This is a genomic window from Streptomyces sp. SAJ15 (genome assembly GCF_007595705.1).
GTDB lineage: Bacteria > Actinomycetota > Actinomycetes > Streptomycetales > Streptomycetaceae > Streptomyces.
This window is the reverse complement of record NZ_NISY01000017.1, coordinates 84,329-108,856: the sequence shown is the minus strand read 5'-3', so window position 1 is coordinate 108,856 and position 24,528 is coordinate 84,329. Positions and strand designations below refer to the sequence as shown.

The 24,528-nt window shown below is 73.7% G+C and carries 21 protein-coding genes and 1 pseudogene; 11 read left to right on the top strand and 11 right to left on the bottom strand.

Going from position 1 to position 24,528, the window contains the following annotated elements; genetic code table 11:
• A pseudogene (locus CD790_RS30410) lies at positions 1–196 on the top strand (phosphoenolpyruvate--protein phosphotransferase); the annotation flags it as partial.
• Positions 197–287: 91 nt separating this feature from the next.
• Positions 288–1,073 carry a glucosamine-6-phosphate deaminase gene (gene nagB / locus CD790_RS30405; RefSeq protein WP_144386601.1) on the top strand — a complete coding sequence of 262 codons (786 nt, stop codon included), beginning with the start codon at positions 288–290 and terminating at the stop codon, positions 1,071–1,073.
• Here nagB and CD790_RS30400 read toward each other — a convergent pair.
• Positions 1,040–2,047, bottom strand: a complete 1,008-nt coding sequence (locus CD790_RS30400) for a glutaminyl-peptide cyclotransferase (protein WP_144386600.1) — start codon at positions 2,045–2,047, stop codon at positions 1,040–1,042. The genes nagB and CD790_RS30400 overlap by 34 nt on opposite strands.
• 136 nt (positions 2,048–2,183) lie before the next feature.
• On the opposite strand from CD790_RS30400, the gene CD790_RS30395 reads away from it, so the two are divergent.
• Together CD790_RS30395 and CD790_RS30390 are read left to right on the top strand one after the other, a co-directional pair.
• A complete protein-coding gene (locus tag CD790_RS30395) occupies positions 2,184–2,753 on the top strand; it encodes a GNAT family N-acetyltransferase (RefSeq protein WP_144386599.1) in 570 nt (189 codons plus the stop codon).
• Positions 2,754–2,858: 105 nt separating this feature from the next.
• Positions 2,859–3,596, top strand: coding sequence for a hypothetical protein (locus CD790_RS30390; RefSeq protein WP_144386598.1), 738 nt, complete (start codon positions 2,859–2,861; stop codon positions 3,594–3,596).
• Here the strand turns inward: CD790_RS30390 and CD790_RS34970 are convergent.
• The gene (locus tag CD790_RS34970) at positions 3,593–3,733 is read right to left on the bottom strand and encodes a hypothetical protein (RefSeq protein ID WP_186319309.1); all 141 of its coding nucleotides are present in this window, start codon (positions 3,731–3,733) and stop codon (positions 3,593–3,595) included. The two genes, CD790_RS30390 and CD790_RS34970, sit on opposite strands and share 4 nt — an antisense overlap.
• Before the next feature lie 85 nt (positions 3,734–3,818).
• On the opposite strand from CD790_RS34970, the gene CD790_RS30385 reads away from it, so the two are divergent.
• Positions 3,819–6,248 carry a penicillin acylase family protein gene (locus CD790_RS30385; RefSeq protein ID WP_144386597.1) on the top strand — a complete coding sequence of 810 codons (2,430 nt, stop codon included), beginning with the start codon at positions 3,819–3,821 and terminating at the stop codon, positions 6,246–6,248.
• A 144-nt stretch (positions 6,249–6,392) separates the two neighbouring features.
• On the opposite strand, the gene CD790_RS30380 is transcribed toward CD790_RS30385, so the two are convergent.
• The gene (locus tag CD790_RS30380; RefSeq protein ID WP_260868011.1) at positions 6,393–7,232 is read right to left on the bottom strand and encodes a DMT family transporter; all 840 of its coding nucleotides are present in this window, start codon (positions 7,230–7,232) and stop codon (positions 6,393–6,395) included.
• 227 nt (positions 7,233–7,459) lie between these two features.
• Here CD790_RS30380 and CD790_RS30375 point away from each other — a divergent pair, with 227 nt between their 5' ends.
• Positions 7,460–8,395, top strand: a complete 936-nt coding sequence (locus CD790_RS30375; RefSeq protein ID WP_260868010.1) for a LysR family transcriptional regulator — start codon at positions 7,460–7,462, stop codon at positions 8,393–8,395.
• A 330-nt stretch (positions 8,396–8,725) separates the two neighbouring features.
• Here the strand turns inward: CD790_RS30375 and CD790_RS30370 are convergent, their stop codons facing one another.
• The 6 genes from CD790_RS30370 to CD790_RS30345 form a co-directional block, all read right to left on the bottom strand.
• Positions 8,726–10,222 carry a hypothetical protein gene (locus tag CD790_RS30370; RefSeq protein WP_144386596.1) on the bottom strand — a complete coding sequence of 499 codons (1,497 nt, stop codon included), beginning with the start codon at positions 10,220–10,222 and terminating at the stop codon, positions 8,726–8,728.
• 370 nt (positions 10,223–10,592) lie between these two features.
• Positions 10,593–11,267 (bottom strand): response regulator transcription factor, encoded by a 675-nt coding sequence (locus CD790_RS30365; protein ID WP_144386595.1) that lies wholly within the window; start codon positions 11,265–11,267, stop codon positions 10,593–10,595.
• A complete protein-coding gene (locus CD790_RS30360; RefSeq protein WP_144386594.1) occupies positions 11,264–12,610 on the bottom strand; it encodes a sensor histidine kinase in 1,347 nt (448 codons plus the stop codon). Before CD790_RS30360 ends, CD790_RS30365 begins: the two co-directional genes overlap by 4 nt.
• Positions 12,610–13,812 (bottom strand): acyltransferase, encoded by a 1,203-nt coding sequence (locus CD790_RS30355; protein ID WP_144386593.1) that lies wholly within the window; start codon positions 13,810–13,812, stop codon positions 12,610–12,612. The genes CD790_RS30360 and CD790_RS30355 overlap by 1 nt, the downstream gene beginning before the upstream one ends.
• Positions 13,805–14,734, bottom strand: coding sequence for an alpha/beta hydrolase family protein (locus tag CD790_RS30350; RefSeq protein WP_260868014.1), 930 nt, complete (start codon positions 14,732–14,734; stop codon positions 13,805–13,807). Before CD790_RS30350 ends, CD790_RS30355 begins: the two co-directional genes overlap by 8 nt.
• A gap of 438 nt (positions 14,735–15,172) precedes the next feature.
• Positions 15,173–15,814: a maleylpyruvate isomerase family mycothiol-dependent enzyme gene (locus CD790_RS30345; protein ID WP_144386591.1), complete on the bottom strand. Its 642-nt coding sequence runs from the start codon at positions 15,812–15,814 to the stop codon at positions 15,173–15,175.
• Positions 15,815–15,885: 71 nt separating this feature from the next.
• On the opposite strand from CD790_RS30345, the gene CD790_RS36335 reads away from it, so the two are divergent.
• The 3 genes from CD790_RS36335 to CD790_RS30330 all read left to right on the top strand — a co-directional run bounded on the left by CD790_RS36335 (position 15,886) and on the right by CD790_RS30330 (position 20,843).
• Positions 15,886–17,037 carry a LysR family transcriptional regulator gene (locus CD790_RS36335; protein WP_144386590.1) on the top strand — a complete coding sequence of 384 codons (1,152 nt, stop codon included), beginning with the start codon at positions 15,886–15,888 and terminating at the stop codon, positions 17,035–17,037.
• Between the two features lie 151 nt (positions 17,038–17,188).
• Entirely contained in the window at positions 17,189–19,432 is a 2,244-nt protein-coding gene (locus CD790_RS30335; RefSeq protein ID WP_144386609.1) for an ATP-binding domain-containing protein, read from the top strand.
• Between the two features lie 580 nt (positions 19,433–20,012).
• A complete protein-coding gene (locus CD790_RS30330) occupies positions 20,013–20,843 on the top strand; it encodes a pentapeptide repeat-containing protein (RefSeq protein ID WP_144386608.1) in 831 nt (276 codons plus the stop codon).
• Between the two features lie 46 nt (positions 20,844–20,889).
• Here the strand turns inward: CD790_RS30330 and CD790_RS30325 are convergent, their stop codons facing one another.
• Together CD790_RS30325 and CD790_RS30320 are read right to left on the bottom strand one after the other, a co-directional pair.
• A complete protein-coding gene (locus CD790_RS30325) occupies positions 20,890–21,324 on the bottom strand; it encodes a DUF6463 family protein (protein WP_144386589.1) in 435 nt (144 codons plus the stop codon).
• Entirely contained in the window at positions 21,321–21,914 is a 594-nt protein-coding gene (locus CD790_RS30320; RefSeq protein WP_144386588.1) for a DUF2867 domain-containing protein, read from the bottom strand. The genes CD790_RS30325 and CD790_RS30320 overlap by 4 nt, the downstream gene beginning before the upstream one ends.
• Positions 21,915–22,082: 168 nt before the next feature.
• Here CD790_RS30320 and CD790_RS30315 point away from each other — a divergent pair, with 168 nt between their 5' ends.
• Together CD790_RS30315 and CD790_RS30310 are read left to right on the top strand one after the other, a co-directional pair.
• Positions 22,083–22,640: a TetR/AcrR family transcriptional regulator gene (locus CD790_RS30315; RefSeq protein ID WP_144386587.1), complete on the top strand. Its 558-nt coding sequence runs from the start codon at positions 22,083–22,085 to the stop codon at positions 22,638–22,640.
• A gap of 468 nt (positions 22,641–23,108) precedes the next feature.
• The gene (locus tag CD790_RS30310; RefSeq protein WP_144386586.1) at positions 23,109–24,440 is read left to right on the top strand and encodes an NAD(P)/FAD-dependent oxidoreductase; all 1,332 of its coding nucleotides are present in this window, start codon (positions 23,109–23,111) and stop codon (positions 24,438–24,440) included.
• Positions 24,441–24,528 lie beyond the last annotated feature (88 nt).

Genomic DNA, 24,528 nt, shown 5'->3' with positions numbered 1-24,528 from the left:
CCTCCTGGCCTGCGTCCTGACCGGCCTCGGCGTCACCAGCCTCTCCATGGGCGCCACCGCCATCCCCTACGTCCGCGCCACCCTCGCCAACCACACCCTCGCCCAATGCGAACGCGCCGCGGCCGCCGCCCGCGCCACCGACACCGCCGACGAAGCACGCCGCGCCGCACAAGCAGTCCTCTCCGAAGAGGGCTGAACGGGCGCATGCCGGGGGCCCGTCGGTGTGGGCTGGCCCCCCGACCGCTTAAGAACCACCGACCCCCACTCCCAGAAACGGCAGGCCAAGCGTGGAAGTTGTCATCGTTCCGGACGCCAGGGCAGGCGGCGAGCTCATCGCGGAGGCCATGGCCGCCCTGGTGCGCCGCAAGCCGGACGCCCTGATCGGTGTCGCCACCGGATCCACCCCGCTGCCCGTCTACGAGGCCCTGACGGCCAAGGTCGCGGCCGGCGCCGTCGACGTCTCGCGGACGCGGATCTGCCAGCTCGACGAGTACGTCGGGCTGCCGGCGGGGCACCCCGAGAGCTACCGGTCGACCGTGCTGCGCCAGGTCGTGGAGCCGTTGGGGCTGACCGAGGGGTCCTTCCTGGGCCCCGACGGCGGCGCCGAGGACGTGCAGGCGGCCTGCGAGGCGTACGACCGGGCGCTGGGCGAGGCGGGCGGCGTCGACCTCCAGTTGCTCGGCATCGGCACCGACGGCCACATCGGCTTCAACGAGCCCTGTTCCTCGCTCGCCTCGCGCACCAGGATCAAGACCCTGACGGAGCGGACCCGCCAGGACAACGCGCGCTTCTTCGACGGCGACATCGACCAGGTGCCGCACCACGTCATCACCCAGGGCATCGGCACCATCCTGGACTCGCGCCACCTCGTGCTGCTGGCCACCGGCGCGGGCAAGGCCGAGGCCGTGGCCCGGTCGGTCGAGGGCCCGGTCGCCGCGGCGTGCCCGGCCTCCGCGCTCCAACTGCACCCGCACGCCACCGTGGTGGTGGACGAGGCGGCCGCCGCGAAGCTGCGGCTGGCCGACTACTTCCGCGCCACCTACGCGGCCAAGCCGTCCTGGCAGGGGCTGTAGGACCCGCTCCGGCCGGCGCTCCCGTCATGGCGTCGCCCACCTCCCCGGCGCGCCCACCCCACCCGCGTGTCCACCCGTGGGAGGCGCGATCCTCCTTCGGGGGAACCGAGCCGAAGACCGACGTCGACGAACCGCACCCGGAACATCTTCGGCCACCGCTTGCCGGTGAGCAGGAACTGATCGGTCCCGGGCACGGCCGCGACGCCGTTCAGCTCGCCCGCCTCCCGGCTCTCCGCGGGAGTGAGCAGCTGTGAGGCGTCGACGCTGCCGGTGACCGCGCCGGTGGCGCCGTCGATGCGCACGAGGCGGCCGGTCCCGACGATGTTGGCGTAGACCGTGTCGCCGTCGACGCACTCGAGTTCGTTCAACCCGGTCACGGGTCGGCCGTGCTCGGTGACGGCGACCGTGCCCGTGACGGCGAAGGTGCTCGGATCGCGGAAGGCGAGCCGGTCGGACCCGTCGCTCATCACCAGCCGACCGTCGCGGCGTCGGTGGCACAGCCCCCAGCCCTCCCCGGTGTACGTCACGCGGCGGCGCTCGGCGAGGGTGCGGGCGTCCCGTTCGACCGCGACGCCGTCGCGCCAGGTGAGCTGCCACAGCGTGCGCCCCAGGACGGTGATGCCCTCGCCGAAGAGCGGGGGTGGCAGCTCGGCCCGGTGGACCGGCGGCCGCCCCACGGGCCCGGCGGTGACGGCGGAGTCGCCATGAGCGAGACCGCCGGTGCCCTCGTAGAGCATGCCGTGGGCCATCTCCAGCCCCTCGGTGAAGGCCCGTGGGTCGTGGGGGAGGTGCTGGAGCACCTGGGTCCGCAGCGGGGCCACGGCCTGCCGCTCCGGCAGCCGCCGCGCACCCTGTGACGCCGCGGCGGTCCCCTCCGGGCGGGACGGGCACGGCCCATAGCCGCCCAGGGCCAGCACCGCCGCCAGGGTCGGCACGCCGACGGTCAGCCGTCGGCGGACCCCGAAGGGGCGCATATCACTCTCCGTGATTCGTCGCGTACGGTCATGAAGGCAGTCTGTTCGCCGTGGTCGGACGGCGCAAAAGATGCGCCGGGGACCCATGAGAAGATCACTTGCGAATCTGTGCGGGTACCGACCGTGGAGGGTGAGGATGTACGCGATATCCCTGGACGACGACGGTGCGGAGCTGCGCCCGCTCGAACCGTGGCGGGCCGATGAGTTCCTGGCCCACATCGACCGGGGACGGGAGTACATCGGGCGGTACGTCGGGCTGCCGGACATCGTCACGGACCTGGCGTCGAGCCGCGCGTACCTCCAGTCCTACGCGGACAAGACCGCGACCGACACCGGGCGGATCCACGGCATCTGGGTCGGCGACAAGCTGGTCGGCGGAGTCATCCTCCGGGTCATGGACGTCCCCCAGGGCAACGCCGAGGCGGGCTGCTGGCTGGAGCCCTCGGCCGCCGGCAGGGGCCTGGTCACCAGGGCGGTGCGCCTGCTCATCGACTGGGCCGTCGAGGAGCGCGGCATCCACCGCGTCGAATGGCACGTCTCGGCGGCGAACGCGGCCAGCATCGCCGTGGCCCGGCGACTCGGGATGACCAAGGACGGCGTGCTGCGCGAGAGCTACGCCTACCGAGGAGAGCGGCACGACATGGAGGTCTGGTCGGTGCTCGCCCCGGAGTGGCGGGCCGGCAAGCAGGCGCCCCAAGGCTCCTGAGCCACCCCTTCGGGTGGATTAGTCGGCGGTCGTGACCCGTGGGCGACGCGCCGTGCTCTCCTTTCCCTGCTCCTCGCCGAGGGGGAGCGGAGAGGGGGAACCACCGTGCACCCGAAGGCACACCTCAGGAAGTGGCTCGCCGCGGCGGCCGGCGCCACCGCCCTGCTGCTCGCACCGGTGACGGCCCACGCCCACGAGCCGCGGCAACAGGCCGTCACCTATCTCAACCTGCACCAGTGCATGTACTACTCCGGTTCGGCCACCAACCACTTCTCGACGGTGGTGACGAGTAGCGACGGTCGGTTCGCGGCGGGGACGAACGTGTCCGACACGGCCGACACCGGGCCGTCCTGCGGCGCCGGAGACGGCAACTACGCGCCCGTCCCCCTGCTGTCCGCCACCAAGGCGCTCGACGTGACCGCCGGGCGCTATCTCAACCTGCACCAGTGCGTCTACTACTCCGGTTCGGCCGCCAACCACTTCACCACCGTGGTGACGGGCGGCGACGGTCGGTTCGCGGCGGGGACGAACGTGTCCGACACGGCCGACACCCGGCCGTCCTGCGGCGCCGGAGACGGCAACTACGCCCTGGTACCGGTGCTGTCCGGCGTCAAGCCGCTGGACCTGACCACGGGTCAGTACGTCAACGTGCACCAGTGCATGTACTACTCCGGTTCGGCCACCAACCACTTCTCGACGGTGGTGACGAGTAGCGACGGTCGGTTCGCGGCGGGGACGAACGTGTCCGACACGGCCGACACCCGACCCTCCTGCGGCGCCGGGGACGGCAACTACGCCCTCGTTCCGCTGCTGTCGGGCGCCGAGGCGCTCCCACTGACCTAGAGGCCGGGCCGGTCCTGGTGGGCCGCCCGCACGGCCCACCGGACGGCCCCGCGCTCGCCCGACCCGTCGTCGTCGACGACGACCCGCCCGGGCACCTCAGCCGCGCCGGCCGAACCGGCCCGCCCGGCCCGCCTCATGACAACCTCCTCCCCTCAGGCGGCGTCTTCCTTGCCGCAGTCAGAAGGATGAAGTGTTCTCCTGATTCTCCCGAGGGGAGTCGAATTGCGTTTACGTCATCGTCTGCGCGCCCTGACCGTCGGCGGACTCGCCGTGCTGACCGGGGCCTCGATGCTGCCGGCCACCGCGGCCGACGCCACGGCCCGCGCCGGGGAGCGCGCGTCCGGCGGCGGACTGTCCGCCGTGATCCGCTACACCGAGTACGGCATTCCCCACATCGTCGCCAAGGACTACGCGAACCTCGGCTTCGGCACCGGCTGGGCCCAGGCCGCCGACCAGATCTGCACACTCGCCGACGGGTTCGTCACCGTACGCGGGGAGCGCTCCCGTCACTTCGGCGCCGACGGCAGAACCGACGGGTCGCTGTCGAGCGCCGGCACCAACCTCTCCAGCGACCTGTTCTTCTCCGGCATACGCGACACGCGGACCGTCGAGAAGATGCTCGCCCAGCCCGCGCCCGCCGGCCCCTCCCGGCAGAGCAAGGAGCTGATGCGCGGCTGGGCCGCCGGCTACAACGCCTGGCTGGCGAAGCACAGGGTCGACGATCCGACGTGCCGGGGCAAGGACTGGGTCCGCCCGATCACCACGGTCGACGTGGCCCGGCGCGGCTACGCCCTGATCCTGCTGAGCGGTCAGGGCTTGGCGGTGGACGGCATCACCGACGCGCGGCCGCCCGCCGGCGTCGCCGCGCGCACCGCGCCCCTCCCCGAGGACCCCGTGGCCGCCGCCCGCGCCGTCCTCTCCGCCCGCAACTCCGGCATGGGCTCCAACGCCGTCGCCTTCTCCGGCGCCACCACCGCCGGCAAGCGCGGACTGCTGCTCGGCAACCCCCACTACCCCTGGCAGGGCGGCCGTCGCTTCTGGCAGGCCCAGCAGACCATCCCCGGCGAACTCGACGTCTCCGGCGGCTCGCTGCTCGGCTCGCCCGTCGTCCAGATCGGCTACAACGCGGACGTCGCGTGGAGCCACACCGTCGCCACGGGCGTGCCGCTGAGCCTCCACGAGCTGAAGCTCGTCCCCGGCGACCCGCGCGCCTACCTGGTGGACGGCAAGCCGCAGCGGATGACCGAGCGCACCGTCACGGTGCCCGTACGGGCGAAGGACGGGACCGTCTCCCGGGTCACCCGCACCCAGTGGTGGACCCGGTACGGGCCCGTGGTGACCGGCCTGGGGAGGGAGTTCCCGCTGCCGTGGACCAAGGGTTCGGCGTACGCGCTCAACGACCCCAACGCGGCCCAACTGCGGTTCACCGACACCTCGCTGGGCTTCGGCACGTCGCGGAGCGTACGGGACATCCAGCGCACCCTGAGCCGCACCCAGGGCCTGCCGTGGGTGAACACCGTCGCCGCCGACTCCGGCGGGCACAGCCTCTACACCCAGTCGCAGGTGCTGCCGCGGGTCACCGACGCGCTCGCCGAGAGCTGCTCGACCGCGCTCGGCCGCCAGACGTACCCGGGCATGGGGCTCGCCGTCCTCGACGGCTCCCGCGGCGGCTGCGCCCTCGGCCGGGACTCCGACGCCCTGCAACCCGGGGTGTTCGGCCCGTCCAGGATGCCGACCCTGGTCGACGCGCCGTACGCCGAGAACTCCAACGACAGCCCCTGGCTGACCAACGCGGACCGCCCGCTGACCGGATACCCGCGGATCTTCGGCGACACCGGCACCAGCCGCTCGCTGCGGACGCGCGGCGCCGTCGAGGACGTCTCCACCCTGGCGAAGCGCGGCGGGCTGACCGTGGCCGACCTCCAGCGGCAGCAGTTCGCCGACCGCTCGCCCACCGGCGCACTGACCGCCGGCGACGCGGCGGCGGCCTGCGCCGAGCTGCCGGGCGGGCGGGCGACCGGCAGCGACGGTACGGTCGTCGACGTCTCCGCGGCGTGCCGCGTCCTGGCCCGCTGGGACCGCACCATGCGCACGGGCAGCAAGGGCGCCCTGCTCTTCGAGCGCTTCGCCGGCCGGCTGGTCGCCAAGGTGCCGGAGGCGGAGCTGTGGCGCGTGCCCTTCGACCCGGCCAAGCCGTTGACCACGCCGAACACGCTCAACACCGGACACCCCGCCTTCGCCCGCGCGCTGGCGGACACCGTGGCCGAGCTGCGCGCCGCGAAGATCGCTCTCGACGCCCCGCTGGGCCGGCACCAGTTCGTCGAACGCAACGGCAAGCGCATCCCGATCGGGGGCGGCCCGGAGGCGCTGGGCGTCTGGAACATGATCGATGCCGAGTGGGACCCGGCGCGCGGCGGCTATGCCGAGGTGCCGTTCGGATCCAGTTACATCCAAGCCGTCGGCTTCGACGGCGGCCCGTGCCCGATCGCCCGCACCGTGCTGTCGTACTCCCAGTCCGCCAACCCCGGGTCGCCGCACTACAGCGACCAGACCGAGCTCTTCTCGGCCGGCCGGATGGTGACCGCCCGCTTCTGCGAGAAGGACATCCTGGCATCGCCCCAGCTGCGCGTGGTCCGGGTGAGTCAGCGCTGAGACGAGCCGGGCGCCGGGCTGATCCGGTGCTGACATGAGCCCCGGAAGCACCACCAGCCGCAGCGCGTGCGCCGCGCCCATGACCGGGCGCGGCGCACGAACGCGCTTCGCGACGCTGGACGGGGTGTGCCCGGGCCGGGGGGCTCAGGCCCGGGACGAGTCCGCGCGCGCGGCGCCGATGCCGGCGACGACCACCAGCACGGTGCCGGCGAGCTGCTGGAGGTCGGGGGTCTGGGCGATGAGAACCACACCGGCCAGCATGCTCACCGCCGGTTCGAGCCCGGCCAGCGTGCCGTAGGCGGTCTTCCCCATGCGCTGGAGGGCCATCATCTCCAGCAGGAACGGCACCAGCGGCATGAGTACGGCGATGCCCGCCGCGGCGGCGGCCGTCTCCCAGGTCACGCCCGTGACGACGCCGGGGGCGCCGAACGGCGCGGCGACCACGGTGGCGACCGCCAGCGAGATGGCGAGGCCGTGCTGGGCGGAGAAGCGGCTGCCCACGTGGGCGGTGCCGATGACGTAGAGCGCCCAGCAGGCCGCGGAGCCCAGACCGAAGAGGACCCCGGCGAGGCTGGCGGCGCCGCCCCAGGGCGAGGTGAGGAGCAGGACGCCGGAGGCGGCCAGCCCGAGCCAGGCGAGCTCCCTGGGCCGTCGTGACGCCGCCACGGCGACGGCGAGCGGGCCGAGGAACTCCAGCGCGGTGGCGGTGCCCAGCGGCAGTCGGGCGGCGGCCTCGGAGAACAGCAGCATCATGCCCGCGCTCACCGCGCCCAGCAGACAGGTCGCCAGCAGGTCGGCCCGGAGCGCCGTCCGCACCACGTGCCACAGGGACCGCCCGGTGAAGGCGAGGAGCATCACGGCGGCGAAGGACAGGCGGAGCCAGGTGGTCCCGGCCGGCCCGAGGGAGCCGAACAGCTCGGTCGCCAGCGCGCCACCGGTGTGCAGCACGGCCATGGCGACGAGGAGGAGCGCGGGCCCCGGCACACGGTGGCTCCCGGGATGCTTCGGGGCGCTGCCTCGGGACGCCCCCTCCGACGTCACCTCCGGCGACGGGCGCGCCGGGACGGCTCCTGCCGCGGCGGTGCTGGGGGAGGAGACGCCGGGGGAGGAGGCGCTCGGGGCGGGGGCGGTGCTGGCTGTCACCCGGTCATTTGATCGTTTCCCGTCCATTTCTGTCCACGGGCTGGTTGTGGACGTATCGTCCACCGGTAGTGGACGATGTCGGGGTGGCGGTAGAGGCGATGCGACAGCTCCCGGACCTGGGCCGGCTCCGACTGCTGGTCGAGCTGCACCGGCTCGGCACCATGGCGGCGGTGGCGGAGGGCACCGGGTACGGGACGTCGGCGGTCTCCAAGCACCTGGCCGTGCTGGAGCAGGAGGTCGGGGTGCCGCTGCTCACCCCCGTCGGCCGCCGGGTGCGGCTGACGCCGGCGGGGGAGCGCCTGGTCGAGCACGCCGTGGGCATCCTCGCCGCGGTGGAGGAGGCCCGAGCGGAGCTGCACGGCGAGGCGGAGCCCGTCGGACGGGTGCGGCTGGCGACCTTCTTCACGGCGGTCGAACCGGTGGTGCTGCCCGCCCTGTCCCGGCTGCGGCGCAGGCATCCGCGGGTCGAGGTGGAGGTGAACGAGCACGAGCCGGAGCACACCGTGGAGCTGCTGCGCTCCGGCGGCATCGACCTCGGCGTGGTCTACGACTACAGCCGGGTGCCGCGCACGCTGCCGCCCGAGCTCAGCGCCCGGCAGTTCGAGGAGCAGCCGCTGTATCTCGCCGTCCCCGCGGACCATCCGCACGCCGACCGGCCCATCGCCGTGTCCGGGCTGGCGGACTTCGCCACCACCGGCTGGATCGCCAACTCGCGCGGCACCGACGACGACGAGCTGGTGCAGCGCGTGTGCGCGTTCGCCGGCTTCGCGCCGCGGATCGCCCACCGTGTGGACAGCCTGCACCTGGTCAACAGTCTGGTGGGCGCGGGGCTCGGGGTGGCGCTGCTCGCCGAGTCCGGCATCGAGCGGGGGCGGCGGGACGTGGCCTTCCGGGTGCTGGATCCGCTCGCCGGCACCCGCCGTAGCTTCCTGGTCGCGCGCGCCGGCCAGTGGTCGTGGCCACCCATCGCCGCCCTCGCCGAGATGATCACCCCGGCTCGGTGAGCGGCCGCCCCCGGCCGGGGGGATGGCCTTCCCCTGGAGCCGGACGGCGCTCCACGAGACCCGGGAGGCGTTCCGGGAGAGCCGGGAGGCGTTCTGGGAGGGAGCGGGTGAAGATGGGCGGTGTGAGTGGTTCGCGCATCAAGCCACCCACGAACCGACCGATCGCGGACATCGCCCTGGAGCACGGCTTCAAAGGCAACGGCGGCTACACCACCCGCTGACCGGCCGGCCGCTCCCGCCGCGGACTACCGCGGCGGGGGCCGGCGGGCGTGCTCGGGTGGTCCGGGCACACCCGCCGGCCGGGCGGCCGTGGGGATCTCGCGCGAGCGGTCAGCGGCCGCGCTTGGTCGGGCCGGTGCGGACCGACCCGCCGCCCTCGGCGAGCTTCCACTCGTGGTGCAGGCCGCCGAGTGGGATCCGCTTCTCGAAGATCGGCGTACCGAAGATCTTCAACTGGAACTGGAGCGCTCCGGACAGGTCGACGCCGCCCGCGACCAGCCAGTGGCCCACGGCGGAGCCGGTGCCGTCGCTGGAGCCGGTGGCGCTGACCTCGGCCTCGCCGCGCAGATAGGGGGCGAGTTCGGCGGTCACGCCCGCCGCGCCGTACAGGCCGACGGTGGCCTCGGCGCCCAGCGTGGCCTTGACCTTGCCCGCCGCCGCGACGCTGGCCTTCACCGGGGACGCCTTGATGTCGGATTCGCTGACGGTCTTCCAGCCCTTGGCCCGGCTGTAGCTGCCGCCGACGCGGAAGTCGCCCTTGAGCTCCTCCTTGACGTCGACGCTGACCTTGCCGTCGGCGTCCACCGCCAGGTAGCAGGTGAGGTCGAGATTGACGACGACCGGGACCGGGCCGACCTGGATGACCGGGTCGGCGTGCAGCTTGGCGAACGGCATCCGCAGCGGCTTGCCCTCCGGGGTGCGGGCGGCCGCCTGGCCCTTCAGCTGCCACTGCGAGGACCAGTCGCCGGCCAGGCCCAGGTACGCGCCGCCCGGCGAGCCGGCGCCGCCGGAGCCGTCGTAGGAGAACTCGACCTCGGGGGCGAGCTGCACGAAGCCGGAGACCGACGCGCTGGCGGAGACCGGGGCGTCCTCGGCGGTGGCGATCCCGGTGCCGACGTCAAGCCGCAGATTGCCCAGCGGCACCTTGGTGCCCTGCGGCCCGGAGTGCACGCCGCCGTTCGCCGTCCAGGACACCTTGACGCCCTTGACCAGCGGTTCGACCTCGACGGAGGCCGGGTCCACGGGCACCTGTCCGCGCGCCTTGGCGCTGCCCAGCAGCGCGTTGAGGGTGGCCGGGGCGGTCTTCACCTCGGTGCCCTGCGCGGTGGTGCCGAGCACCTGGGTGACCTTGGCGAGGACGCCGTCGGGGGCGCCGGGGGTGGGCGCGCTGGCGACGATGTCGCCCACGGCCACGTTCTGGTCGTCCGCCCCGGAGCCGGTGGCGGGTGTCTGCCCGGCCTCCGCCTTCGGGGTGGCCTTCGACGCGGGGCGCGTGGGACGGGAGATGACGGCGCGTCCGCTGTTCCGGTCGAACGAGCTGATCTTCAGAGCGGACTTGCGGGCCGGCTGGCCGCCGCCGCTCGGACGCGCGACGGCGGTCGGGGTGGCCGACGCGGTGGGAGCCTTGCCGACCGCGAGCTGTCCGGCGTCGTGGGCGTCGCGGGCCTCGGGCGTCGCGGACACGGGAGCGGTCGGCCGGGAGTCGGCGGCCCGCCCGGCGTCGGTCGTGTCGGACGCTCCGGTGGCCGAGCAGCCGACGGCGAGCAGCGCCAGGGCACTGAGCGCGGGCAGCACGGCGGGTCTGGATATCTTGCGTAGCTTGCGCAACGTGGATCCTCGGGGGCGTGGGGTGGGGACGGGCCGCAAGGAGCCGCCGGAAAGGCGGGCATGGGTCCGTGTCACACGTCAACGGGATGAAGGACGACCGCCCCTGGAGCTCGTCCATGAGCGGTTCGATTGCGTGATCATGCCACGCCCGGGGCTACGGTGGAAAACAGGACGGAATGATGGATTCCGAAAGCTGCGCCGGTACGCCGCCGACGTCTCACCGGAGGGGCGGCAGGGCGCGCGTGGTGCCGACCGCCGCCGGGCCCTCGGTGACTGACAGTCAGTTGTTCCCGTACCAGGAGTCAGGCGCGAGCCAGCTGATGAAACGCCGACGACACCGCGGAGGGTCCCGCGCCGGAGGGGCTGGACCTCAATAACCGGCCGGGCGCACCAGACCCGTCTCGTAGGCGAAGACCGCGGCCTGCGTCCGGTCACGCAGGCCCAACTTCACCAGGATGCGGCTCACATGGGTCTTGACGGTCTGCTCCGCGACCACCAGGCGCGTGGCGATCTCGGCGTTGGACAGGCCCTGTGCGATCAGCGAGAGGACCTCGGTCTCCCGGTCCGTCAGATCACCCACCCGCTGCTTGAGCGGGGCCCGGGGAGCGGCCGTCACCCGGGAGAACTCGGCGATGAGGCGCTTGGTGACCGTGGGGGCGAGCAGCGCCTCGCCCGCGGCCACCACGCGCACCGCCTGGGCGAGCTCCGCGGCCGAGGCGTCCTTGAGGAGGAAGCCGGAGGCGCCCGCGCGGAGTGCCTCGTACACATACTCGTCCAGGTCGAAGGTGGTCAGGATGAGCACCTTGACGGCCGCGTCGGCCGGGGACGTGATCCGCTGAGTCGCCTCGATGCCACCGAGGCGGGGCATGCGGATGTCCATGAGGACGACGTCCGGGGCCAGCTCGGCGACCTGGGCGACCGCGTCGAGGCCGTCCACGGCCTGTCCGACGACCTCGATGTCCGGCTCCGCGTTCAGGAGGACCGTGAACCCCTGACGGACCATCACCTGGTCGTCGGCGATCAGCACGCGGATGGGTGACGTCATGAACTGCCTCTCACGGGGTCGGTGGAGCTCCCCGCGACGGCGGGGGCGGGAGCGGGGAGGAAGGCGGTCACCTCATAGCCGCCGTCCGGGGTGGGGCCGGTGACGAGGTCGCCGCCGAGCAGGGCGGTGCGCTCACGCATGCCCAGGAGGCCGTGGCCGTGGCCGTGGCCGGTGCCGGTGCCGGGCGAGGGTGAGCCGGGCCGGTCGGGCGCCGTGTTGGACACCCCCACCGTCAGCCCCGCGGGATGGTAGGCGAGAGCGACCTTCACCCGGGAACCGGGCGCGTGCCGCATCGCGTTGCTGAGCGCCTCCTGGATGATGCGGAACGCCGACAGCTCCAGCCCCGGCGACAGCGCCCTCGGGTCGCCCGTGGTCTCGGCGGCGACCGTGAGCCCGGCACCGCGGACGTTCCCTATCAGCTCGTCCAGCCGGTCGAGGGTGGGCTGCGGGGTGTGCCGCTCGCCCTCGGCGGGCGCCTCCTCGGAGCGCAGCACGCCCAGCACCCGCCGCAGTTCGGTCAACGCCTCGACGGCGTTCTGGCGGATGCCGGCGAGATTCTCCTTCAGCTCCTCCGGCGGATCCTGGACCAGGTGCGGGGCGACCTGCGCCTGAATGGAGATCACCGACATGTGGTGGGCCACCACGTCGTGCAGCTCGCGGGCGATGCGGCCGCGCTCCTCCAGCAGGGTGCGCCGGGCCCGCTCCTCGGCGGTGAGGACCTCCTGCTCGACCAGCCGCCTGCGAGCCACCCGCCCGGTGCGCAACGAGGCGCCGACGATCACCGCCGTCGTGAAGAACACCGCGCAGCTCATGACGTTCTGATGCTGCCCCTGGACGGTGACGGCGGCGGAGACCAGTCCCGAGGCGATGGTGATGGCCAGCGCCTCGACGGCGGCCCGTAGCCGGACCCGCAGGGAGAGGAGGAGCAGCACCATGGTGTGCAGGGCGACAGCCGCCACGTTCGAGGGCCATGGAGCGCCGTGCGGCTCTGCCGACACGGTCACGAAGACCCCGATCGTCGACAGCCACCAGGCGGGCACCGGGCGGACCAGGGCGAGGACCACGGTCGCCGACTGGGCCACGACGATGAGCCACACGGCTGCCGAGGGCTCGACCGTCGAGGGACGCTCGCCGAGGTTGAGGAGGAGCATTCCCACCGCGAACAGCACCACGTGCACGTGGGGCAGCCATCCCAGCAGCCGAAGCCGGGGCAGCGGGTCGCGGGCCACCGTCCACAGGTCCTCGCGCAGGGCGCGGGGCACCGACCGCACGGCGGCCGTCAGCCGCTCACCGGCCCGCGGGCCGCCCCGCCCCTTCCCGTCCGTCACGCGTGGCGCGTGCATCACGGGGCCTCCCCCCTCACTCCGTCACCGTCAGGTATCGGCACCGCCGTCATCCGACCGGGCGGTCGCCCGCACACCACCCGACTCCCGCCGCCCCGACCCCTGCCGCCCTGCTCGTACGCGTGAAACGCGGCCCAGCACGCCAGGAGCGCCACCGCGAACACCGGCAGCCAGACTATCCGGGTGATCACCCAGCCGGCCCCGTCGGGAACGGTGTGCAGACCGGGCAACGGCCGGCCCGCCAACAGCCCGAGGGAGGTGACGGCCATCATCGCCGTCTGGTGCCAGAGGAAGACCGTCATGGCCGACAGGTTGACCAGTGCCACCACCGCCCAGACGGCGGGGCGCCGCAGGACCCGGCGCAGCGGACCGAGCAACAGCAGGGCCGCCCCGCACTGCGCGAGACCGAAGCAGACGGCGGCCAGGGTGGGCGGGGCGAGGTTGGATACCTCGGCACCGGGCACGCCGACCATCGCGGCGGGATAGCCGGCCCCCAGCACCAGGACGGCGGTGGCGGCCACACCCCCGCACAGCAGCGCCCAGCCCGTCCCGCGGGACCGCAGCGCGCCCCGCGCCCAGGCGGCGCCCAGGCAGTACGGCACCATCCAGCCGGCAGCCTCGTTGACCCACGGCAGCCAGTCGGGGCCGCCCAGACCGCCGAAGCGGATCAGATCGACATGGAGCACCACGGCCAGCGGCCACAGCGGATGCACCCTGGCCACCAACGGCGTCGCCGCCGTCAACGCCGCGAACACCAGCAGGAACCAGAGCGGGGCCACCGCGAGCCTGCACAGGGTCCGCACCGTCCCCCACTCCACCCCGGAGGCGAGCATCCCGCCCCCCACCAGGGCCCACACCGCCAGCAGGGCCGCGACCGGCCGGAACAGCCGCGCCATGCGGGCCCCGACCCACTGCCCGTATGTCGCGCCCCCGGCCCGGGCCGCGGCGTGGCCGCGCGCCGCGACCTCCCCGCCCACCAGGAAGAAGACCGCCAGGGTCTGGAACACCCAGGAGACCGGCGCCAGCTGGGGCATCCGCTGGAGCGGGCCGGCGCCGCGTATCGTGCCGCTGTCGGTCACCAGGGCCGTCACCAGCCAGTGCCCCAGCACCACGCCGAGGATGGCGAGGGCGCGCAGCCCGTCGACCGCGCGGTCGCGGCCGGGCGGGGTCGCGGCATCGATCCGACGGATCAGCTCACGCATGCCGGACCTCCCCTGTCGGGGCCTGACCGGCCGCGATCCGGGCGATGTTCGCGAGCGCCACCGAACCGGACGTCAGATAGTCGCTATGGCCGCCGTCGCCGCTCGGGAAGACGCGCGCTCCGAACCCCGGAGAGACCGGGTCGGCCCCGAGCCCGAGGGTGGCCAGGGGCGTCCACAGCCGGGTGTGCGGCACGTCGGCTATCCAGTCGGCGCCGCCCCGGCCGGCCCAGACGGTGGCCCGCGTACGCAGAGCGGAGACGGAGTCCGCACCGGCTCCCGGGCTGCCATAGAGCACGATGTCCGCGACATCCACCTCGGACGCGGCCCTGCCGCAGACGACCGACCCGTAGGAGTGGCACAGGAGCGACATCCGGGCGGCGGGGCGCGCCGCCCGCACCTCCGTGACGAAGGAGCGCAGCGCGGGAACGGCGTCGTCGGCCGTCTCGGTGGTCAGCACGTCCGGGCTCACCGTGCTCGGTGTGCGGTACCCGAGCCAGGCGATGACGGCCGACCCGTCGCCCAACTCCCGCCGCAGCGCCCTCGCGCCGCTCCGCAGACGCCCGTAGTGGTCGAGGCTGGTGTCCGAACCCGGGACCAGCACGGCGATCCGCACGGCCGAGGACAGGTCGCCGAAGACCTCGGCGCCGCGGCCCCCGTCACGGCCGTCGAAGGAGAGGAAATGACGCGCCGGGTCCGCCATGGCCCGCAGCGCGGCGGCCCGTCTGTGGTCCCCGTGCCCGGCCGCCATCCGCTGGGCCGCCCGAATGTCGGCCCGGCTGGCCGCGTACCGCCCGGCGAGCGCGGCCGGGCTCGCGTCCCGCAACGGCCCAAGCGCCGTGGGGGCGGGGGCCGGGACGTCCGCGGGCGTGGCCGCGCCCGCCACCGGCAGGACCACCGACGCGGCGACGAGCACGGCGAACAGGGTCCGGGTGAGCCGGTTCCGCCGCGGGCGGAGCGGCCGGTGGTCGCGCGGGCGCGACCGCCGTTGGTCGCGCGGGCGAAGCGGGTGGTCGCTGTGCGGGCGGAGCGGCATGGGCGAAGGGTCCTTCCGTGCCGGGCGTCGATCGTCCTTCCGGCACGAAACTAAGATCCAGCCCGTGTGGTCGGCGTCCCGCCGCGGAGTGCACCTTCGGCGTAGCTCTCAAGTAGTACGGGTAGGGGGCGGATCGCGCATGGGTGGGGGCGGACCGCGCCCCGTTCCGCTACCGGCACGTGCCGCGCCCAGCACCCCCGCGCACGCCGCTCCCCTGCCTCCAGGCGCCGGCGCCTCGGCGAGAGGACGAGGAGCCCGTCCCCTCAGCGGAGGCGACCGTCCCTTGCGTCGAGGTGACCGCCCCCCGGCGCCGGGGCAACCGACCCCTCAGCCGAGGGGCAGCGCGAAGCGGTCGGCCGGCTCGCCGCTGAGGCGGCCCGCCGGGAGCCTGCGGCCGAAGGCGAGCAGCAACAGGTCCTGCGCGGCGCCGACGAGGGGCGCGCCGGAGCCGAAGGACCAGTCCAGGTCGTCGGCGCGGAGTTCGACGCCGTCGAGTTCGGCGCCGAAGAACCTGACGGACGAAGGGGTCACGTTCCGCAGCAGAACGCGCAGCCGGTCCTCGGGGACCCGGCGTTCCAGGCCCAGCGGCACCGTGATGTCCAGGCCGTGCACCACGTCGTGGCCCAGCGCCGACGCGAAGCCGCCCACCGGGGGAGTCCAGGGGTGGTGGGCGTTGTCGCGGAGCCAGCCGGCGAGTTGCCGTGGGGAGTGGGCCGCCGCGTCCCGGCGGGCGCACCGGTCGGTCATCCGGTGCAGTCCGCCGCGCGCCTTGGCCAGCTCCAGGAGCACCCTCGGCAGCGAGTAGCGGAACCCGAGCGACATATGGGCCACCACCTCCCGCACCCGCCACCCCGCGCACAGCGACGGCGCGTCCCAACTCTCCTCCGGCAGGCCGTCCAACAGATCGGCCAACTCCTGGCGTTCGGCCGCGATCGCGGCCCTGACCTCGGCGTCCTTCGCTTTCCCCATGTCCTCCAGGGTGTGTCCGGCGCCGCCATAAGTCCAAGAGTCGGTAATTCTCGCCACTAGAATGATCAGTTATGGAGCTTCGACAGCTGCGCTACTTCGTCGCCGTCGTGGAAGAGGCCAACTTCACCCGTGCGGCGGCCCGGTTGCACCTGGCGCAGCCCGGGGTGAGCGCGCAGATACGGCAGTTGGAGCGGGAGCTCGGGCAACCGCTGCTCGACCGCTCCGGCCGTTCGGTGACCCCGACGGAGGTGGGCGAGGCCGTCCTGCCGTACGCGCGAGCCGCGCTCGCGGCCGCCGAGGGCGTGCGGCAGACGGTGGACGCGTTCACCGGGCTGCTCCGCGGTCAGGTCACCATCGGGCTGGTCTCCGGCGCCGCCGCCCACGAGTTCGACGTGGCCTCCGTCCTGGCCGAGTTCCACGACGACCACCCCCAGGTCGATATCGCGCTCACCGAGGACACCTCGGAACGGATGCTCGCCGCGCTGCGCCGCGGTGAGCTCGACATCGCCATCCTCGGACTCGTCGACGAGCACCCGCCGCCGGGCACCTCCGTCCAGATCGTGGTGGACCAGCCTCTGGTCGCCGCCGTCGCCCCCGACGACCCGCTCCTCTTCACGGACTTCTCCGTCACCACCGAGTCCGCCGTCGCCGAATCCGTCAGCGCCGCCCTCTGCGCCACCGCTCCGCAAAACGCCCAAGCCCCGGGGAACGCCCATGCCTCGGGGAGCCCCCAAGCCCCGGGGAACGCCCATGCGTCGGAATGCGCCCATGCCCCGGAAAGCGGCGCCGTCCCGGAAACCGTCGCCGCCGCCCTCGGCTCCGTCAGCGTCACCGAAGCCGCCGTCGCCACCGACGGGGCCATCCCGCTGGCGGCCCTGCGCGACCGTCCGCTGATCAGCCTGCCGCGCGGCACCGGGCTGCGCGGGGTCCTTGAACGCGCCTGTACGGAGGCCGGCTTTCGGCCCCGTATCGCCTTCGAGGCGGCGGCCCCGTCGCTGCTCACCCAGCTCGCCGCCCGTGGCCTGGGGGTGGCCATCGTCCCAGCGCTGGAGCCGGGAACGGCCGCGGCGCTCGGCCTGCGCACCCTACGGATCACCGAGCCCGGGCCGCGGGGGCGCATCGCTCTGACCTGGCGCACGGACGGCCCGGCGAGCCCCGCCGCCCGGGCACTGCTGGGGCTGTTGCGCCGCGCGCTCGCCCCGCGCGCTCGGTGGGGAAGGTGACGTACGGAGAAAAAGAAATCCCCCGGTCGGATTGCCGACCGGGGGATTTCGCTCGTATATTGGGGATTTCCATGTCTCGCCGCTATCGAGACATAAGAAAACCCGACGAAGTCATCGTATCCGAGCGGGAGTCGAATTGTCAAACGAGGAATTGCGTCGTGAGCAGGAATTCATCGACCTGCTCTACGGCCGTCTCGCCGAACTGCGGGCCGGCGCCGAAACGGCCGTGTCCGAGGCCCTCGCCCGCAAGGAGACGGGTCTCCAGGCGCGGCTGGAGCGCGATGTGCTGGTCGCCGAGCGGTCCGGGCTGCTGGCCGCCTTCGACGCCGGGGAGCGTGGACTGTGCTTCGGCCGGCTGGCTTTCCAGGACGGCCGCGACCACCACATCGGCCGCATCGGCATCCGTCGTGACGACGCCGACCGCACTCCGCTGGTCGTCGACTGGCGGGCCGAGGTCGCCCGTCCCTTCTACCTCGCCACCGGCCACACCCCCATGGGCCTGCGCCGCCGGCGTCACATCACCACCGCGGGGCAGCGGGTCACCGCCCTGCACGACGAGATCCTCGACCTCTCCGACACCATACGGACCGGGCACGAGGGCGCCGACGCGGACGCCGTGCTGTTCGCCGCGCTGGACGCCGCGCGCACCGGCCGGATGCACGACATCGTGCGGACCATCCAGGCCGACCAGGACCGGATCATCCGTGCTCCGCACCGTGGCGTGCTGGTCGTCGAGGGCGGTCCCGGCACCGGGAAGACCGCCGTCGCGCTGCACCGCGCCGCCTACCTGCTCTACGCGCACCGCGAACTGCTCGCCCGCCGCGCGGTGCTGATCGTCGGGCCCAATCCGGCGTTCCTGAGCTACATCGCGGAGGTGCTGCCCTCGCTCGGCGAGACCGGTGTGCTGCTCGCCACGCCCGGCGAGCTCTTCCCCGGCGTCACGGCGCACGGCACCGACACCCCCCGCGCGGCCGAGGTCAAGGGCCGGGCCGAGATGGCCGAGGTGCTGGCGCGGTTCGTGGCGGACCGGCAGTCCCTGCCCGACCCGGTCATCGCGATCGACCACGAGGACGGCGCGCTGCTGCTGGACGTGGAGATGGCGGAGCGGGCACGGCGTCGGGCCCGCGAGACCCGGCTGCCGCACAACCTCGCCCGCCCGTACTTCGCCTTCCACCTGATCGACGCCCTCACCGCCCAACTGGCCGACCGGCTGGGCGCCGACCCCTACGGCGGCCCGAACCTGCTGGGCCCGGACGACATCGCCCAGCTCGGCAAGGCCGTCGCGGACAGCCCCGAGGTGCACGCCGCCATCGACGAGCTGTGGCCCGTCCTCACCCCCCGGCAACTGGTCGCGGACTTCCTGGCCGAGCCCGTCCACCTCCCGGAGGCCGACGCCGCCGCGATCCGGCGGGTGGGCGGTGACTGGACCCCGGCCGACGTGCCGCTGCTGGACGAGGCCGCCGAGCTCCTCGGGGAAGACGACGCGGCGGCCCGCGTGGCCGCCGAGGCGGCGCGCCAGGAGCGGATCGCCTACGCGCAGGGCGTGCTCGACCTCTCCTACGGCTCCCGCACCCAGGAGTTCGAGGACCGCGACGACGAGGATTCGGAGGTGCTCGCCGCCCACGATCTGATCGACGCGGAAACGCTCGCGGAGCGCCACGAGGAGGCCGACCACCGCAGCGCCGCGGAACGCGCCGCCGCCGACCGCACCTGGGCCTTCGGCCACGTCATCGTGGACGAGGCGCAGGAGCTGTCCGCGATGGCGTGGCGGCTGCTGATGCGCCGCACCCCGACCCGTTCCATGACCCTGGTCGGCGACCCGGCGCAGACCGCGGAACCCGGCGGCTGTGGCTCCTGGGACGCGATCCTCGCGCCGTACGTCGGCGACCGCTGGGAGCACACCCGGCTCGGCGTCAACTACCGCACACCGGCCGAGATCATGGAGATCGCGGCGGGAGTGCTCCGCGCCGTGGACGACTCCTTCGAGCCGCCGACCTCGGTCCGAGCCACCGGCGTACGGCCCTGGGCGTGCCGCGCCGACGACCTGCCCCGCGCGGTGGCCGACGCCGTGGCCGGGGATCGAGCGGACCGCGCGGTGGGCCGGCTCGCGGTGATCGCCGCCCGCGACCGGCACGAGGCCCTGTCGGCCGCCCTGCCGGGCGCGTCCACCGGCCCCACCCCGGACCTGACCAATCCGGTGGTGCTGCTCGACCCCCGGCAGGCCAAGGGCCTGGAGTTCGACGCGGTGATCGTGGTGGAGCCGGCCGAGCTCGGGACCAGCGATCTGTACGTGGCGCTGACTCGCGCGACGCAGCGGCTGGGCGTGGTGCACGCGCGGCCGCTGCCCGCCGGGCTGGAGGCGCTGACGGCGACGGACCAGCGGGCCGGAGGGTGAGACGAAGGCGCCGGCCGGGGCCACGGCGACCGGGCCGGGTGTGGGCGGCCGGCCGCGACGCCCGTGCCCCGGCGAACGGGTCCGGTGGTCGGGGCCCGGCGTACGGGTCCCGGCGTACGGGCCGTACGGGCCCCGGTGGTCGGACCCGGTGACCGGGCCCCGGCGATCGGTACCCAGAGATGGGGAAACCGGTGGCCGGACAGGCGCCGGCGGCCGGGGCCGACCGCGGTGATCGGCCGGGCCGGCGGACTCTGCCCGGTGGCGGGTGCCCGGCGCCCGGTGTCCGTGTCCAGTGGCGGGTGCCCGGGTGCCCGGGTGCCCGGGCGACGGGTGCCGGTGCCGGTGACGGTCGGCCCCGGCCAGGGCGGACGGCCCGGTGCGCGACCCGGGCACGCGACGACAGGGCCGCACACGCGACGACCGGGCCGGGCACGCGACGACCGGGCCCGGGCCCGGCCCGGGGCGCGTGCTGTGGCCGGGCGCCGGACGGGCGGATGCCTAAAATGGCTGGTCGGATGCCGGGGTCCCGGCCCGGCAGGCATCGAGCGACAGGTAAGAGGAACCACACACCGTGCCCGAGATACGTCATGACGCGGGACCCGAGCAGGGGCGGACGGACCTGCGGGGCGACTGTGCGCAGTGCTTCGGGCTCTGCTGCGTGGCCCTGCCCTTCACCGCCTCCGCGGACTTCGCCGTCACCAAGGACGCCGGGAAGCCCTGCCGGAACCTGGACGCCGACTTCCGCTGCGGCATCCACACCCGCCTCCGGCGGGAGGGCTATCCCGGCTGCACCGTCTACGACTGCTTCGGGGCGGGGCAGAGGGTCTCCCAGATCACCTTCGGCGGGCGGGACTGGCGTCAGGAGCCGGAGAGCGCCCGGGAGATGTTCGCGGTCTTCCCGGTCGTGCGACAACTTCACGAGCTGCTCTGGTACCTGACCGAGGCGCTGACCCTGGAGTCGGCCCGACCGGTCCACGCGGAGGTGCGACGGGTGCTCGACGAGACCGAGCGCCTCACCCGTCAGAGCCCCGAGGCCCTCGGTGAGCTGGATGTCGCGGCCCACCGGCAGGTCGTCAACACGCTGCTGCTGCGCACGAGCGAGCTCGCGCGGGCGGGCGTACGGCGCAAGAAGAAGGACCGCAGGGGCGCCGACCTCATCGGCGCGAGGCTCAAGGGGGCCGACCTCAGGGGCGTCAGCCTGCGCGGGGCCTACCTCATCGCCGCCGACCTCTCCGGCGCCGATCTTCGGTTCGCCGACCTCATCGGTGCCGACCTGCGGGACGCCGACCTGTCCGGCGCCGACCTCACCGACTGCGTCTTCCTCACCCAGCCCCAGCTCAACGCGGCCAGGGGCGACGCGGCCACCCGGCTGCCGGGCACCCTGACCCGCCCGGCGCACTGGGCCGCCTAGAAGACCGATCGAAACCCTGGGCTCGCTCCGCGCCCTTGGGTGACGCTCATCCCCGGCAGCCGGGCAGTTCGGGTGTTCGGCTCCGGCGCGCCGCCACGATGACGAGGACGCCGGGGACGATTCCGACGAAGAACGGCGACGGCACGAGAAGGACGCCGCCGACCGCGCACCACGCCACGACGCCCCAGCCGATGCCGGCCGGGATGGCCACGCCGCGTCCGGCGAGGTGCCAGGTGAGGCAGCCGAGCAGGACCAGCGGGGCGCCGAAGCTGCCGGGGCCGCCCCAGAAGGCGAGCTTGCTCTCCAGGCCGGCCACCGTCTGGGCATCCCCGAGCGAGAGCGGGACGGCCGCCCACACCCCTCCGTCGACCCAGCCGGTGATGTCCTCCCAGCGGGTGAGCGTCAGCAGGACCAGGTGCCCCGTCCCCAGGACGGTCATGATGGCGCCGGCCCAACGAAGCAGCCGCGTATCGGTGTTCATCGCGATATCCCTTCGCGGTCGCGCCAGGCTCGTTCCCACTGCCGGGTGAGCGCCGGGTAGACGACAAGGTGGCGGAAGGGCGCGATGCCGGCCATGTAAAGCCGCCCGAACCTTCCGTTGGGCTTGACCAGGACGGCCATCCGCAGCTCGTGGTCGCCGTCGGCGCCGCGCACCCAGCCCAGGTGCATCACGGTGTGCACGGTCTTGTTGGCCAGTTCGCGGACGGACTCCGCAGGGGTCTGGTAGACCGCCGTGAGGACCGGGCCGCCGCCGTCGGGCGCGGGCGAGGCGTCGCGCAGGTCGTCGGGCAGGCGCTCGCGGAGCGAGGCGACCCGGCCGCCCAGGCCCGCCGACGGCTTGTCCCACCCGAGGAGTGCCCCGAGCTTCCAGCGCAAGGAGAACAGCACCCGCACCGGCCGAGACTGCTGATCGATACGGCCGTGCGAGCCGATCGCCGCGAGCATCGCCGGGAAATCGTCCGGCCCGGCCCCCGGCGTGCGGAACGACCAGACGTCCTCGACCGCGAAGTCCCGCGTGATCTCGTGGACTCGCCACGGGTGGGCGACGTGTGCGGACTTCGCCAGTCTCATGCGAGCCCCCGTGCCGTCGGACCGGTCTTCGCCGGCCCCGCGGCGTCCCGTGCGTCCCTCGCCTTCCATGCCCCGTGCATGCGGGCCTCCCCGTTCTGTGTTGGTCAACACAGGCTATACCAGCCAGCATCTTCACTGTCGCTCGGCATACCTGGTTAGATGGACCGCATGGCAACGCGACGCATCGAACGGACCCAGGAGAGCCGCCGACTCCTGATCGCGGCCGCTGCCGAGCTCTTTGCCGAGAAGGGTTACCGGCAGACGAGCTTCATCGACATCGCCGAGCGGGCCGACATCAGCCGCGGCTCGATCCCCTGGCACTTCGGCAACAAGCTGGGCCTGCTGGAAGCGGTGGTCGACGACCGACTCCAGGCCCTGATGCGGCGCTTCACGCCACTGCCCGGCGATCCGCTCGACCAGCTCATGGACTTCATCCGTCGACCCGACACACGCCTGTTCATCACCCTGCTCGCCGAGGCGGTGGAGGACGACTCGCCGCTCCGCGCGCACTACGCTCGGCTCCACGCCGCGCTCCGGCAGGGCGCACAGAGCTGGATCCCGGCCGAGGCTCTGCCCCCGGGAGCCACTCCCGAAGCAGTCGCGGTGCTGCTGGTCGGGGTCGTCATCGGACTCCACGCCCAATGGCGCGTCGCCCCCGAAGCAGTCGACCTCGACACCGTTCGCACCACCATCCGCGCCCTGCTGCCCGCACGCCTCAGCGCCTGACTCCGCCGCGGACCCCGGTGCTCCAGCACCCGCGGCCGGCGTTGTCGGCGGGCCCTCGGCGACGTTCCGACGGGCGCCGGGAAGCGGGCGCCCCCCTCCAAGGTCGCGCATATGCGCAGTTGACGCACTGTTGTTCGGGTTGTGGTCCATGAGCGATCATCTGGTCATGAACATCACGGGGGTAAGCTGATGATTCCGGGCTGCGCACCGCCGCGCCCGTCGTTCGGGCCCGTATCGCGGCGACGTCGGGGCACCGGGTCCCGACGCCAGCCCGGGTGGTGACCCAGACCCGAGTCCGGGTGACCCACACGCGTCCACCGGGACGCCGGACGCCCCGGCGGGCCCCGTCCCCCGCAGGCCTGGGCAGCTGACCCGGCCCCTTTTTCCCACTTCTTCTCCGACGACGTCTCCGAGGCTCGGCGCGACCCGTGGCACGCAGCGGAACCGACTACCGAAGGGGAACGGACCATGGCGACTTCACAGGACCACGCGGTGGTGCTCGGAGCCGGGATGAGCGGATTGTTCACCGCCCGAGTGCTCGCGGACCACTTCCGGCGGGTGACGGTGGTGGAACGCGACGCGTCCGGCACCGACGGCCCACGACGAGGCATCCCGCAGGGGCGTCATCCGCACGGCCTGCTGCTCAGGGCCTCGGACTTATTCGACTCGCTCTTCCCCGGGATCGTCGCCGAGTGCGCGGAGCACGGCGCCGTGCGGGCCAGCGTCCTCACCCAGCACCGGGTGTACATCCACGGCCACCAGCTCAAGCAGACCGAGATCGGCAGGGAGACCGTGCTCCTCAGCCGTCCGCTGCTGGAACACCGCGTCGCCGAGCGGGTGCGTGCGCTGCCCAACGTCTCGGTGCGGCGCGGCTGGGAGGCGATGGACCCGGTCACCGCCGCGGGCGGGCGGGTGACCGGGGTCATCGTGGGCCGGAGCGGGGCGTCGGAGCGGGAGGACCTCCCCGCGGACCTCGTCGTCGACGCCACGGGACGCTCCGGGCGGGCACAGGCGTGGCTGCGGGCCCTCGGCTACCCGGAGCCCGCCGAACAGCGCATGCACGTCGCCGTCAGCTACGCCACACGCCTGTACGACCTGCCGCCGGACGCCCTGGGCAACGACCGGCTCGTCAGCGTCGGCGCGGAGCCCGGCCGCCCGCTGGGACTCGCCTTCGTGGCCCGGGAGAACCAGCAGTGGTCGTTGACCGTCTACGGCTACGGCCCGGACCGCCCGACCGGGGACCCGGAGCGGTTCGCCGCCGTCGTGGAGCAACTGGCACCCGAGTACCTGCTGAAGGTGCTGCCCCGGGCGACCGGCGTCGGCGACATCCACGTCATGCAGTACCCGGCCCAGGTCCGGCGCCGCTACGACTCCCTGGACCGCTTCCCGGACGGCTTCCTGGTCACCGGGGACGCGATGTGCAGTGTCAACCCGATCTACGGCTCCGGGATGACCAGCGCGGCCGCGCAGGCCCGCGTCCTGGACGAGCAACTGCGCGGCGGGGTGCAGGGGCTGTGGCGACGCTACTTCCGGGCGGCGGCCCGGGTCACCGCCCCGGCCTGGTGGTTCGCCACCCTCGGCGACGCGCCGCTGACCGGCGCGGGGCCGCGCCTGCCCGGTGCCAGCCTCGGAGCGGCCTACCTGCGGCGGCTGGCGAAGGTCGCCGAGTCGGACGCGGAGACCTCGGCCGCCCTCATGCGAGTCGCCGGCATGGACCGGCCCCCCGCCTCCCTGTTCCGCCCCCGCCTCCTGGCACGAGCCATGCGCGGCGGCCGGACCCCTGACGTGATGCGCCCCTGACGTCGTGTGGTCCCTGACGAAGGGCGGCCCCTTGGCGTCGTGCGCCCCCTGACGTCGTGTGGTCCCGGGAACGGCCGACCGGTCCGCC